Source organism: Streptomyces sp. NPDC086549, from assembly GCF_044746205.1.
Lineage (GTDB): Bacteria > Actinomycetota > Actinomycetes > Streptomycetales > Streptomycetaceae > Streptomyces.
Genome location: NZ_JBIVBS010000001.1, coordinates 1358337 through 1371585 on the forward strand (window position 1 = coordinate 1358337; position 13249 = coordinate 1371585).

General features: G+C 71.8%; 10 protein-coding genes and 1 pseudogene. 1 reads left to right on the top strand and 10 read right to left on the bottom strand.

The genetic code is table 11. From position 1 onward, the window contains the following. Nucleotides 1-217 precede the first annotated feature (217 nt). The 8 genes and pseudogenes from ACIPSA_RS06250 to ACIPSA_RS06285 form a co-directional block, all read right to left on the bottom strand. Nucleotides 218-307, bottom strand: a pseudogene (locus tag ACIPSA_RS06250) (phosphotransferase); the annotation flags it as partial. A gap of 29 nt (nt 308-336) precedes the next feature. Then, entirely contained in the window at nt 337-462 is a 126-nt protein-coding gene (locus ACIPSA_RS06255) for a hypothetical protein (protein WP_402629168.1), read from the bottom strand. Beyond that, a complete protein-coding gene (locus tag ACIPSA_RS06260; RefSeq protein ID WP_402629171.1) occupies nt 459-2765 on the bottom strand; it encodes a xanthine dehydrogenase family protein molybdopterin-binding subunit in 2307 nt (768 codons plus the stop codon). Before ACIPSA_RS06260 ends, ACIPSA_RS06255 begins: the two co-directional genes overlap by 4 nt. Further along, complete coding sequence (locus tag ACIPSA_RS06265; RefSeq protein WP_402629174.1) at nt 2762-4528, bottom strand: 2Fe-2S iron-sulfur cluster-binding protein; 1767 nt, start codon at nt 4526-4528, stop codon at nt 2762-2764. The genes ACIPSA_RS06260 and ACIPSA_RS06265 overlap by 4 nt, the downstream gene beginning before the upstream one ends. After that, entirely contained in the window at nt 4525-5418 is an 894-nt protein-coding gene (locus ACIPSA_RS06270) for an FAD binding domain-containing protein (protein ID WP_402629177.1), read from the bottom strand. The genes ACIPSA_RS06265 and ACIPSA_RS06270 overlap by 4 nt, the downstream gene beginning before the upstream one ends. A gap of 223 nt (nt 5419-5641) precedes the next feature. Further along, on the bottom strand, nt 5642-7306 hold the full coding sequence (locus ACIPSA_RS06275) for a beta-N-acetylhexosaminidase (RefSeq protein WP_402629180.1): 1665 nt from the start codon (nt 7304-7306) through the stop codon (nt 5642-5644). A 951-nt stretch (nt 7307-8257) separates the two neighbouring features. Then, the gene (locus ACIPSA_RS06280; protein WP_402629183.1) at nt 8258-8539 is read right to left on the bottom strand and encodes a DUF3039 domain-containing protein; all 282 of its coding nucleotides are present in this window, start codon (nt 8537-8539) and stop codon (nt 8258-8260) included. Nucleotides 8540-8568: 29 nt separating this feature from the next. Beyond that, nucleotides 8569-9141: a YqgE/AlgH family protein gene (locus ACIPSA_RS06285; RefSeq protein ID WP_402629186.1), complete on the bottom strand. Its 573-nt coding sequence runs from the start codon at nt 9139-9141 to the stop codon at nt 8569-8571. Between the two features lie 275 nt (nt 9142-9416). Between ACIPSA_RS06285 and murA the strand changes: the two genes are divergently transcribed. Further along, entirely contained in the window at nt 9417-10757 is a 1341-nt protein-coding gene (murA, locus tag ACIPSA_RS06290) for a UDP-N-acetylglucosamine 1-carboxyvinyltransferase (protein WP_402629189.1), read from the top strand. A gap of 200 nt (nt 10758-10957) precedes the next feature. Here the strand turns inward: murA and ACIPSA_RS06295 are convergent, their stop codons facing one another. Further along, nucleotides 10958-11239 carry an HU family DNA-binding protein gene (locus ACIPSA_RS06295; protein ID WP_067001509.1) on the bottom strand — a complete coding sequence of 94 codons (282 nt, stop codon included), beginning with the start codon at nt 11237-11239 and terminating at the stop codon, nt 10958-10960. 293 nt (nt 11240-11532) lie between these two features. Next, on the bottom strand, nt 11533-12948 hold the full coding sequence (locus tag ACIPSA_RS06300) for an NAD-dependent malic enzyme (protein ID WP_402629192.1): 1416 nt from the start codon (nt 12946-12948) through the stop codon (nt 11533-11535). Nucleotides 12949-13249 lie beyond the last annotated feature (301 nt).

Below are 13249 nucleotides of genomic sequence, written 5' to 3' on the forward strand. Positions count from 1 at the left end.
GGGTTGTCGTGGGCAGCCCGTCCCTCACTGCCCAGAACACTACGCCGCACCACTGACAACGCCCCGCGGATAAATGACGTCAGACGACCCTGGCCCGTTCCGCCCCGGCGAGGATCGCGTGCACCGTTTCCCCCACGGTCATCGTCGAGTTGCCACAGCCCGATGCGCGGGGTCTCCAGCGACCGCAGCGCCCCGTCCACTGAGTCGACCCTCCCGGGATCCGGCGGAAGACGTCTCCCCAGATGTGGGCGGCACGAGGCAGCCGCTCCGCGAGCGCCTGCGCGATCGTCGACCTGCCGGAGGCCATCACCCCCGTGATGACGACGACGCCGCTCCTCACGTGAAGTACACGCCGCCCAGCACCACGACCACCGCCGCCAGCACGAACACCAGGATCCAGATCAGCAGTTTGCCGACGCTGGGCGGGGGTTCGTAGCGCGGTTCGTCCTCGGGGGTGGTCACTGGCCCGTCACCACCGCGGCCTGCGGGCGGATCGGGAGGCGGTTCACCGGACGTCCGGTCGCCGCGCGTACGGCGGAGGCGATCGCCGCCGGAGAGGTCACGACCGGTACCGCGCTGGCCGCCTTCGCGCCGAAGGGGGCGACCACGTCCCGTTCCTCGACCAGCTTGACGATCCGGATGTCCGGCGCGTCCAGGGCGGTGGGGAGCGCGTACCCGGTGAGGTCGGGGTGGCGGATCAGACCGCGCGGGGTGCGCAGGTTCTCGGTGAGGGCGATGCCCACGCCCTGGGTGACGCCCGCCTCGATGCGGGCGGCGAGCTGCGCCGGGTTGAGGACCCGGCCCACGTCCTGGGCGACGGCCAGCTCCACGACCCGTACCGAGCCGAGTTCGATGTCGACGTCCACCACCGCGCGGATCGCGCAGAAGGCGAGGCCGACGAAGGCGTCGCCCTGGCCCTCGGCGTCGAGCGGCTCGGTGGGGTGCGGGCGGCACTGGGCGGTGGCCCACAGCTCCTTGCCGTCCAGCGCCTCGGTGACGGTGGTCGACAGGACGCCGTCGTACGACGTGATCTTGCCGTCGGTGATCTGCAGCAGCTCCGTGGACATGCCGAACTTGTGCGCCAGGGGCTGGAGCAGTTGCGTGCGGACCATCTTGGCGGCCCGTTCCACGGCGCCGCCCGAGACCCAGGTGTGGCGGCCCCGGCAGCTGCCGCCCGCCGAGGGCTGGTCGGTGTCGACGGGCGCGACGTGCACCTCGTCGATGCCCAGGGTCTCCTGGACGATCTGGCGGGCCAGCGTGGTGAAGCCCTGGCCCGTCTCCACCGCCGCGCACAGCACGGTGGCGATGCCGTCGTGGACCTTCACCGTCGCCGTGGAGACCTCGTCGGCGCCCTCCGCGCCGAGCATGTGCACCATGCCCAGGCTGTAGCCGACGCCCCGGCGCACCGCGCCCGGTTCGCCCGCGCCCTCGGGGCCGCCGGGCAGCAGCCACTCCTCCTCGGGGGTGTCCTTGGGGAGGGGCGGGAGCGGAAAGTCGCGTACGGCCTGGAGGAGTTCGGCGACGGGGGCCGGGCAGGTCACCGTCTGGCCGATCGGGAGCACGTCCCCGGTGGCGAGGGCGTTGCGCAGGCGCAGCTCCGCCGGGTCAAGGCCGAGCTTCTTGGCGAGCTTGTCCATCTGCGCCTCGTAGGCGGCGCACACCTGCATGGCGCCCTCGCCGCGTACGTGGCCGGAGGGCGGGTTGTTGGTGCGCACGGCCCAGCCCTCGATGAAGGCGTTCGGGACGACGTAGGGGCCGCAGGCGAAGGAGACCGCGGCGGCCAGGGCCTCCGAGGAGGTGTCCGCGTACGGGCCCGCGTCGAGGAGGATCTGCGCCTCGACCTTGACCAGGTTGCCCTCGGCGTCGGCGTGGTGGCGGTAGCGCAGGAGGGTGGGGTGCCGGTGGGCGTGGCCCAGGAAGGATTCCTCGCGGGTCGCCGTCAGCTTCACCGGGCAGCCGGTCTTGAGCGCCAGCAGGCCGAGCGGGAGCTGGAAGCCCTGGTCCTCGCGGTCGGCGGTGGCGCCGGGGACGCCGGTGACGACGATCTTCACGCGGTCGGGGGCCAGGCCGTAGACCGCGGCGGCCGTGTTGCGGTCGGTGTGCGGGTCGGTGGAGGCCAGGTAGAGCTCGACGCCGCCGTCGGGGCGGGGCACGGCGAGGCCGGCCTCGGCACCGATGGGAGCGGGGTCCTGGCGGCCGATGCGGTACAGGCCCTCGACGACGATCTCGCCGGCCGCGTCCGGGTCGCCGTGGCGCAGCGGGATGTGCCGGATCAGGTTGCCGTCCGGGTGCAGCGGCTCGGCCTCGAAGGCCTGCTCCGGGTCGGTCACCGGATCGAGTACCTCGTACTCGACGATGACGGCCGCCGCGGCCATCCGCGCGGTGTCGGGGTGGTCGGCGGCGACGGCGGCGATGGGCTCGCCGTGGTGGCGCACGACCTCGGAGGCGAACACCGGGCGGTCGGGCGTGCCGCGTCCGTACCGGGGGGTGCCGGGCACGTCCTCGTGGGTGACGATCGCCCGTACGCCGGGCATCTCGCGCGCGTGGGAGGTGTCGATGGACACGATGCGCGCGTGCGGGTGCGGGGAGCGCAGTACGGCCGCCCACAGCAGGCCCTCGGCCCACAGGTCGGCCGCGTAAGGGAACGTGCCCTCGGTCTTGGCGTGGGCGTCGGCCGGCAGCAGGGAGACGCCGAGGCCGTGCGGCAGCGGTTCGGGGGCCGCGGCCTCCGCTGCGGTGGTCGCGGTGGCGGCTTCGTTGCTCACGCCCGGCCTCCGTCCTGTCCGTAGGACTGGTCCTGTCCGTAGGCCTGGTCGTGCCCGTAGGACTGGTCGTGCGGGACCGGCGGGCCGGACGCCTCGAACACCGACGGGTTGACGCCGCCGGCACCCGGGCCCGCCTGGTGCGGAATACGTGCCTCGTCCGCGTCCGCCTCGGCCTCCGCCGCGGCGTGCGCCTCGCGTTCGGACACGACTTCCTTGACGGCCTCCAGGACGCCCCGGTAGCCGGAGCAGCGGCACAGGTTGCCGCACAGCGCCTGGCGCGTCTCCAGCTCGGTCGGCGCGGGATTGCCCTCCAGGAGGTCGTGCAGGGTCATCGCCATGCCGGGCACGCAGAAACCGCACTGCACCGCACCGCACTTGGCGAGCGCCCGCTGCACGTCGGAGGGCTGTCCGTCGACGGCGAGTCCCTCGACCGTGCGGACCTCGCTGCCGGCCGCGGTGACCGCGGGCACCAGGCAGGAGGCGACGAGCCGCCCGTCCACCTGGACGTTGCACGCCCCGCACTCGCCCTGCGAGCAGCCGTCCTTGGCGCCGGCGAGCCCGAGCCGCTCCCGCAGGACGTACAGCAGGGACTCGCCGATCCAGGCGTCGGTGACGGGGCGGTCGGCGCCGTTGACGCTCAGGACGAAGGAGGCGAGGGGGTGGTCGTCGTGCGGGGGGAGGGCGGCCGGGTCGTCGGTGGACGGGGCCGCGGCGTCGGGCGAGGGAGCCGGGTCGTCGGCCGCGGGGGCCGTTTCCGCGGCCTCCGGGGCGAGTTCGGCATCGGTGGTGGCGTCGTGCCGCGCGGGGCGTCCAGCGGGCCTCTCAGGGGCCTCCTCGGCCTCGTGGGCGCCCTCGGGCCCCGACTCCTCGGAAGGCTTCGTGTCCTCGGCCGGCCTCGCGGTCCCGTGCGCCTGGTGTCCGGTGTGTGTGGGGTACGCGTGGTCGGCGTCGGACTCCTCGCCGTACGCCGCCGCCGGGAAGCCCGCGCCGGGTGCCATGGTCCCGGTGTCGTCGTCGGCGGGCGGCTCCGGGTATCCCGCGCCGGCCGCGAACCCCTCCCGGGAGGGCTCGGCGTGGACGCCCGGGTAACCGGGGGCTGCACCGGCACCGGGGTGACCGGGAGTCCGTGCGGGGGCGTAATCCGGGTGCTCGGCGGCCACGTGGTCGGCGCCGGCCGGGTTCCCGTCCGTCCGCGGATCCGCCGTCTGCTGCCCCCAGGGCTGCCCGGAGCCCTCCGTCGCCCAGGGCGCGGGCGCGCCGCCGGGCAGGGTGGCCGGAGGGGTGCCGCCCCACTGCTCGACCAGGGAGGACGTACTGAACTCGCCCGATTCGTCCGGAAGGTCGCCTCCGGCGACGGGGATGGACCACTGGCCGGTCACGTCATGACCGGGGGCGGGCGCTGCGGGCTCGTCGAAGGCCCACTGCTGCGTGGACGCCGGGTTGTACGTGAAGCGGTCGTCCGCGCCAGCCCCCTGGGGCACGGCGTTCGGGTCGGGCCACTGTGCGCCGTCGGCCGGCATCGTCCACGTGCCCGTCGCCCCGGGTTCGGTCCCGGGGTTCGCGGCAGGGGCCACCGCTATCTGCGGCGGCACATAGCCGTGGCCGGGCGCGGCGAGCGGGCTGTCGGCGGCCAGGAGGGCCTCGATGCCCCCTTCGGGGAGCTTCACGAAGGCGGTGGCGCCGTCGTCGTAGTCGCCCTGGGGCAGCGGGTCCCAGCGGCTGCCGCCCTGGGGCCCGCCCTCTCCGTGCTGATCGTCGGTCACGACAGCGCCCTCCCCAGTGCTCGTCGGGCCAGCGCGGCAACGGTGCGCCGCAGGTGCAGTACGGCGGGCGGAAGCGTCGGCACGGAGCCGTCGGCCTCCGGGGCCGGGTCGGGGATGCAGGCCGCGGCGACGTACTCCCCGAAGGCGTTCAGGGCCTCGGGGACGAGCGCGCGGTCGTTGTCCCAGTCGATGAGCCGGGAGACCCACTGCTCGGCGTCCAGGGGCCTGAGCGGCATCGGCGCGATGGCGCCGACGGCACACCGCACGCCGCGCCGGGCGGGGTCGAGGACCAGGGCCACGGAGGCCACCGCACGGCCCGGCCCGGTCCGTCCCGTCGCCTTCAGGAACACCTGCGGGGCGTGCAGCAGGGGCACGCGCACGTAGCCGATGAGCTCACCGCCGCGGAGCATCTCCATGCCCGCCAGCAGGTGCGACACCGGGATCTCCCGGCGGGACCCGCCCGGACCCGCGACGATCACCGCCGCCTCCAGGGCGGCCAGGACCGGAAGCGCGTCCCCGGTGGGCGCGGCCGTGGCGATGTTGCCGCCCAGGGTGCCCGCGTTGCGGATGTGCGGCGGGCCGGCGGCGCGCGCGGCGGCGGCGAGGGCCGGGATCAGGGCGGCGAAGTCGGGTCGGCCCATGCGCGCATGCGTGAGCCCGGCGCCGAGCAGCGCGTGGCCGTCCTGGTACTGCCAGCCGCGGATCTCGCTGATCCGGCCGAGGCCCACCAGGGCTGCGGGCCTGAGCTGCCCGGAGTTGACGGCGGCCATCAGGTCGGTGCCGCCCGCGACGGGCACGGCGGCGGGCATGGCTGCGAGTGCCGCCACGGCCTCGTTCAGCGTCGTGGGCAACGTGACGGCCTGCGCCGCCTGCGGTGCGTGCGTGGTCAAACCGGCTGCCCCTTCCGCTGCCCCACCTGGTCCCACCTGTGCTGCCGTACGGTACGTGCTCACAGGGCGGACGTGGCAACTCTGGCACATCATCGCAACACTCGAGCGCGGGGGTCCGCTAGGAGCCATTCGCCCACCTCAATGGGGACATGGTCCGTTTTCGTACCTCATCGCCGGTGAGAACCGATTGACACTCTTCGGTGACTCTTGGGGTCTTTTTCCATTACCTGTTCGGGGGCGGTCCGTCGAGGGGACGGCCGAGCACGCCGGGGCGCCGCTGCCACGGGCGGGGTCCGCCGGGCGGGCGGTAGCCGACGCCCAGGGCGTCGAGGCGCCGGTAGTGGGCGGCCATACGCCGCTCGAAGCCGGCGAAGTCCCGGGCCTCGGGGGCGGGCAGGCGGCTCCAGGCCACCTCGGCGAAGGCGGCGAGCCTGGGGAAGGTCTGGTAGTCCACGCGTGCGTGGTCCTCCGTCGCCTCGGTCCACACGTTCGCCTGGGCTCCCAGCACGTGGCGGGCCCGCTCCTCGTCGAGCTCCGGCGGAACCGGCTCGAACCGGTAGACGTCCTCCAGGGTGCGGACATACCCGATCGGTACGGGTTCGTCCTCGCCCGCGGCCTGCCGGTGGTCCAGGTACACCTGCTGCTCGGGGCACATCACGACGTCGTGCCCGGCCCGCGCGGCGGCGACCCCGCCCGCGTAGCCGCGCCAGGACGAGACGGCCGCGCCCTCCGGGAGCCCGCCCTCCAGGATCTCGTCCCAGCCGATGAGTCTGCGTCCGCGCGCGGAAAGCCACTTCGCGAAGTGACCGATGAACCAGGACTGCAGTTCGTCCTCGTCCGCGAGTCCGAGTTCCTCGATGCGGGCCCGCGCGGTCGGCGACCGCTTCCACTGGTCCTTGAGGCATTCGTCGCCGCCGACGTGAATGAACGTCGAGAACGCCGGGAACGCCGGGAACTCAGCCGCGCCCGCGGGGAACAGGTCGAGGAGTTCCTCGAACACCCCCTCGTAGAAGCGCAGGGTGTTGTCAGTGGGGGCGAGTACGTTCGGAGAGATCCCCCAGTTGTCCCAGACGGAGAGGGTGGTCGTGTCGATGACGTCGGTGTTGCCGAGTTCCGGATACGCGGCGATGGCTGCCTGCGAGTGGCCGGGGATGTCGATTTCGGGGACGACGGCGATATGCCGCTCGGCGGCGTAGGCGACGATCTCCCGGATGTCGTCCTGGGTGTAGTAACCGCCGTGCGGCTTCTCCTCCCACAGCGGCGAAGCCCGGTGTCCGAATTTCGTGCGCGCCCGCCAGGAGCCGACCTCGGTCAGCTTCGGGTAGCGCTTGATCTCGACCCGCCAGCCCTGGTCGTCCGTCAGGTGGAAGTGGAAGACGTTCAGTTTGTGCGCGGCCATCAGATCGAGGTATCGCAGGACGCCTTCCTTGGGCAGGAAGTGCCGGGCGACATCGAGCATCAGGCCCCGCCAGCGGAATCGGGGACTGTCCTCGATCGTGACCAGCGGGAGTTCCCAGCCCTGGTCCGGCCGCACGGGAGCCCGCCGGAACGCGTCGGGGCCGAGCAGCTGACGGAATGTCTGGGCACCCCAGAAGACACCGGCCGCACTTCCGCCCTCGATGCGGTGCGCATACCCGTCGACGACGATCCGGTATCCCTCCGGGGGCAGGCCGGGTTCGATGCTCAGCACAATGCTGTTCGCGGAGCTGTTGTCCGCACCGGATCCCTCCGCAAGAGGCAGGCCGGTGGCCGCGCCGACCGTTGCGCGCAGCCAACGCGCGACACCCTCCGTGCCGGGGCGCGCCGCCAGCTTGGTCTCCGCGTCCAGGCTCGCGTAACCGGCCTCGTTCCAGTACGAGTTCCCGGGCGCCGGAATTACGTCCACCACGTCAGTCCCCAACCGCTCCGCCCGGCCCGGAGACCGGGGTAAACACCCTCGACGGTATTCACGAACCCCCGCCGCATGATCGGCAACCGGGTCCGGAAGCGGAAACGGAATGGCGTCACGGCGGCCGCGGCGGGAAACGCGAACCCTCCCGAGGTGATCACGGCACCGGTCGTCGCGACAAGGCCGTGGACAGGACGGCCGGCGAATTCCCGCCGCCGGGAGAAGTGGACCGACAGGGGCCCGGCCCCACCGCCCGGCCGCCCCACCGCTCGACCGTCCGCTCGTCCGCTCGTCCGCTCGTCCGCTCGTCCGCTCGTCCGCTCGTCCGCTCGTCCGCTCGTCCGCTGTCCGGATCTTCCACGCCGCCGACGCCAGGTCGGCCCGGCGCGTCAGGGTGCCCGGACCGCGCCCCGAGGAGGATTCCGAGGGGCGAACGCCACTCCTCCGGGTCGACCGGGTCGACCGGAGAGGGTCCGCGAAAGAGACCGCCGCGGATCGGTCCGGGCCCGGCACCCTGTCACGCTTCAGCACCGCCACAGCGTTGGCCGTACCCCGACCCGCCTCCAGGCACCCGGCCGGACACCACCACCGACGGCCGACCCCTGCCCGCGCCACCGCCGTACGTCCAGCACGTACCCCTCGGCACCGCCGTACCCCTCGGCACCGCCGTACGCCCAGCACGCACCCCTCGGCACTGCCGCGCGACAGCGACAGCCTCCTCCGGGCGCCAGGCCGGAGATCACCCGGCGGCCGCCACATGCCCGCGCCGGTGCCTTGCGTCAGGCCGCACGGCCGTCGCGGCCGAGTCCCTCCGCGCAGCACAAAGCCGCGGCACCCCCTCGACCGGGGCACCGCGGCCTTGGCCCGTACGCGCGACGCGCGCGGTCCGGATACGCATACCGACGCCGTACACGGCTCCGCATGCCGTACCGCGCCTGGCGGGCGGGCGTGCTACTTGTCGCCGCCCTTGCCGTCGTCGCCGCCGATGCCCATGGAGTCGTAGATCTCCTTGCACATGGGACACACCGGGTACTTCTTCGGGTCGCGGCCCGGCACCCACACCTTGCCGCACAGCGCCACGACGGGGGTGCCGTCGAGAGCGCTCGCCATGATCTTGTCCTTCTGGACATAGTGGGCGAAGCGCTCGTGGTCGCCATCACCGTGGGACACCTGCGGCGTCGGCTCTACGAGGGTCCCGGTACCAGTCCCGCGCTCGGGCTCGAGAGTGCTCATATCGCCAAGAGTACTGAAGCTCACCCGTATCAGTTGAGCGTAGGGTCGTCCGGATAGGTGGCCACCATCGCGAGCTCGTTGCGCTGGCGGCGCAGTACCTCGCGCCAGAGTCTCTCGGGGGAAGGGGAGGAGACGTCGCCGGGCTCCGACTCGACGACGTACCAGGCGCCCTCCACCAGCTCGTCCTCCAGCTGACCGGGGCCCCAGCCCGCGTACCCGGCGAAGATCCTCAAGGACCCGAGGGCCGAGGCGAGCAGTTCGGGCGGGGCCTCCAGGTCGACCAGCCCGATCGCGCCGTGCACCCGGCGCCAGCCGAGCGGGGCGCGGTCGCCGGACGCCCCGCCGGGAATGACCGCGACGCCGAGCGCCGAGTCCAGGGACACGGGGCCGCCCTGGAAGACGACACCGGGCTCGCCGGTGAGGTCCGCCCAGCCCTCCAGGATGTCGCTCACGTCCACCGGGGTCGGACGGTTGAGGACGACACCCAGGGAGCCCTCCTCGTCGTGGTCGAGAAGGAGCACCACCGCACGGTCGAAGTTCGGGTCCGCCAGGGCGGGCGTTGCCACGAGCAACCGCCCTGTGAGCGAGGACACCTCGGTCATGCCAGACATGATCCCGCATCTTCCCTTCGCGTGGGGAGCCAATGCGGGTACGCGAGTGAATGCAGCTCAGGGCGCACCGGTGCGCCCCACGCGCACGCCCACACACAGCCCTACACACACGCCCTCGACGGTGACCCCATGTGCCCGCTAGGGAACGGTTCGTGTTGTGACACAGCTGTGCCGATCCTGGGTGGCCCTTGGGCTTACGGGAGGGGGGCGGTGGGCGATTACCCTGTCTCTCCGGCCCCTGCCCAACTCCACGGAACGCGAGATTCATGACCGTCAACGACGATGTCCTGCTTGTCCACGGCGGAACCCCGCTGGAGGGCGAGATCCGTGTCCGCGGCGCGAAGAACCTCGTGCCGAAGGCAATGGTCGCCGCACTGCTGGGCAGTGCGCCGAGTCGACTGCGCAACGTACCTGACATCCGTGACGTTCGTGTCGTACGCGGCCTGCTGCAACTGCACGGGGTGACGGTCCGTCCTGGTGACGAGCCCGGCGAGCTGGTGCTCGACCCGACTCATGTGGAGAGCGCGAACGTCGCTGACATCGATGCCCACGCGGGTTCCAGCCGTATCCCGATCCTGTTCTGCGGTCCGCTGCTGCACCGCCTCGGCCACGCCTTCATCCCCGGCCTCGGCGGCTGCGACATCGGCGGCCGGCCGATCGACTTCCACTTCGACGTGCTGCGGCAGTTCGGCGCGACGATCGAGAAGCGTGCCGACGGCCAGTACCTGGAGGCACCGAAGGGCCTGCGCGGCACGAAGATCCGGCTGCCCTACCCGTCCGTCGGCGCGACCGAGCAGGTGCTGCTGACGGCCGTAATGGCCGAGGGCGTCACCGAGTTGTCCAACGCGGCCGTCGAGCCGGAGATCGAGGACCTGATCTGCGTTCTGCAGAAGATGGGCGCGATCATCGCGATGGACACCGACCGGACGATCCGCATCACCGGTGTGGAGAGCCTCGGCGGCTACACCCACCGTGCCCTCTCGGACCGGCTGGAGGCCGCGTCCTGGGCGTCGGCGGCGCTGGCGACCGAGGGCAACATCTACGTCCGTGGCGCCCAGCAGCGCTCGATGATGACGTTCCTCAACACCTACCGGAAGGTGGGCGGCGCCTTCGAGATCGACGACGAGGGCATCCGCTTCTGGCACCCCGGCGGCCAGCTGAAGTCCATCGCGCTGGAGACGGACGTGCACCCCGGCTTCCAGACGGACTGGCAGCAGCCGCTGGTGGTGGCCCTCACGCAGGCCACGGGCCTCTCGATCATCCACGAGACGGTCTACGAATCCCGCCTGGGCTTCACCTCCGCCCTGAACCAGATGGGCGCCCACATCCAGCTCTACCGCGAGTGCCTGGGCGGCTCCGACTGCCGCTTCGGCCAGCGCAACTTCCTGCACTCGGCGGTCGTCTCGGGCCCGACGAAGCTCCAGGGCGCCGACCTGGTCATCCCCGACCTGCGCGGCGGCTTCTCGTACCTGATCGCCGCACTGGCCGCCCAGGGCACGTCCCGCGTCCACGGCATCGACCTCATCAACCGCGGCTACGAGAACTTCATGGAGAAGCTCGTGGAACTGGGCGCGAAGGTGGAACTGCCGGGGAAGGCGCTCGGATAGTTCCCGGTTAGATCCCGGTCGGGACCCGGTCAGGTCCCGGTCGGATCCCGATACGACGATGGGGCGGCCCCTGGTGAAGGGAGCCGCCCCACTGTCGTTGTGTCCGCATCCGCTGCGGATGCGCCCCCGAAGGGGCGCGGGGAAACTGCGCGACCAGCCACGACGGGCCCGCAGTTGCCCACGGCGCTCTCAGCGGAGCGTCACTTGCCCTTGGCCGCTTCCTTGAGCTTCGAGCCCGCGGAGACCTTCACGCTGTAGCCGGCCGGGATGTTGATGGGCTCGCCGGTCTGCGGGTTGCGCGCGGTGCGAGCGGCACGGTGGGTGCGCTCGAAGGTCAGGAAGCCGGGGATGGTGACCTTCTCGTCGCCCTTGGAGACGATGTCGCCGACGACCTCGGCGAACGCGGCCAGCACGGCGTCGGCGTCCTTGCGGGTCACCTCGGCGCGGTCGGCCAGCGCGGCCACCAGCTCACTGCGGTTCATAGTTGTTACTCCCGTGTTCTTCTTGCCGTTGGGGTGTGCCACGCGGCGAGGCCGCACTATGGCACAGCGAAGCCGATGCGCTCGCGCCCAGGGACGCATCCTGCCCCTACCTGCGGCGGGAAAGCCAATCCGGCACCCGCAGGAGTCGTGAGAACACCCTGGGGAGTCACACGAAAAGCGCCTGCTCGGCCGTCACCCTAGAGGGCGCCCGAGCGTAGGGGGTTCCACGACTCGCCGGTGCGGGCGCTGCCGTGTCGATCCTCACAGCCCCCGCACACCGCGATACGGGGCTTTCAGGAAGCCGCCCCGGCGGCCTTCGCCGCTTCCCGCACCGCACCCGCCACCGCGCCCGCGACCTTGTCGTTGAAGACGCTCGGGATGATGTAGTTCGGGTTCAGCTCGTCCTCGGTCACCACGTCCGCCAGGGCCTTCGCGGCCGCGAGCATCATGTCCGTGTTCACCGTACGGGACTGCGCGTCCAGCAGGCCGCGGAACACACCGGGGAAGACCAGCACGTTGTTGATCTGGTTGGGGAAGTCGGAGCGGCCGGTGGCCACAACTGCGGCCGTCTGTCGGGCGATTGCCGGGTCGACCTCGGGGTCCGGGTTCGCGAGCGCGAACACGATGGCGTCCTCGGCCATGGCGGCCACGTCGTCGCCGTCGAGGACGTTGGGAGCGGAGACGCCGATGAAGACGTCGGCGCCGCGCACGGCCTCCTTCAGCGTGCCGGTCAGGCCCTCGATGTTGGTGTTGTCGGCGATCCAGCGCAGCGGCGAGTCCGGCGCCGCGTCCACCAGGTCCTCGCGGCCGGAGTGCACGACACCGTGGATGTCGGCGACGACGGCGTGCTTCACGCCCGCCGCGAGCAGCAGCTTGAGGATGGCCGTGCCGGCCGCGCCGGCGCCGGACATCACGACGCGGATGTTCTCGATCGCCTTGCCCGCGACGCGAAGCGCGTTGGTCAGGGCGGCGAGGACGACGATCGCCGTGCCGTGCTGGTCGTCGTGGAAGACGGGGATGTCGAGGGCCTCGCGCAGCCGGGCCTCGATCTCGAAGCAGCGCGGCGCGGAGATGTCCTCCAGGTTGATGCCGGCGAAGCCCGGGGCGATCGCCTTGACGATCTCGACGATCGCGTCGGTGTCCTGGGTGTCCAGGCAGATCGGCCAGGCGTCGATGCCGGCGAAGCGCTTGAAGAGGGCCGCCTTGCCCTCCATGACGGGCAGGGCGGCCTTCGGGCCGATGTTGCCGAGGCCCAGCACCGCGGAGCCGTCCGTCACGACCGCAACGGAGTTGCGCTTGATGGTGAGGCGGCGGGCGTCCTCGGGGTTCTCGGCGATCGCCATGCACACGCGGGCCACACCCGGCGTGTAGATCATGGAGAGGTCGTCACGGTTGCGGATGGGGTGCTTCGACGCCATCTCGATCTTGCCGCCGAGGTGCATCAGGAACGTACGGTCGGAGACCTTGCCGAGCGTGACGCCCTCGATGCCGCGGAGCTGCTCGACGATCTCGTCGGCGTGCGCGGTCGAGGTGGCCGCGATGGTGACGTCGATACGGAGCTTCTCGTGGCCGGACGCGGTGACGTCGAGGCCGGTCACCGAGCCTCCGGAGGACTCCACGGCGGTGGTGAGCTGCGAGACGGCGGTTCCGCTCGCGGGCACCTCCAACCGGATGGTCATCGAGTAGGAGACGCTGGGCGCCGTTGCCATGGCCGACTTCCTCTGCTTTCACCGTGTCGCGTGGATGTGCCGACCGATCGTCGCACCTACCGTCGAGTAGGCGTTAGCCGGTCTGGATTGCGAACGTTTTGTTCATGCCGGGGATTCCCATGGGTTCGCGGGGCATTACCGAAAAGAAGAGACCCACGTCACGGGTGACGTGGGTCTCTTCTACGTTCATGACACCGACCCGCCATGCTCGCCTCGCGGCAAGTGGTCGCTCGTAGCGACGAAGGTTGGGCCCGGGGGCTTGGATCGAGCCGGTGTCACAGCCAGGCTAACAAACGGATCG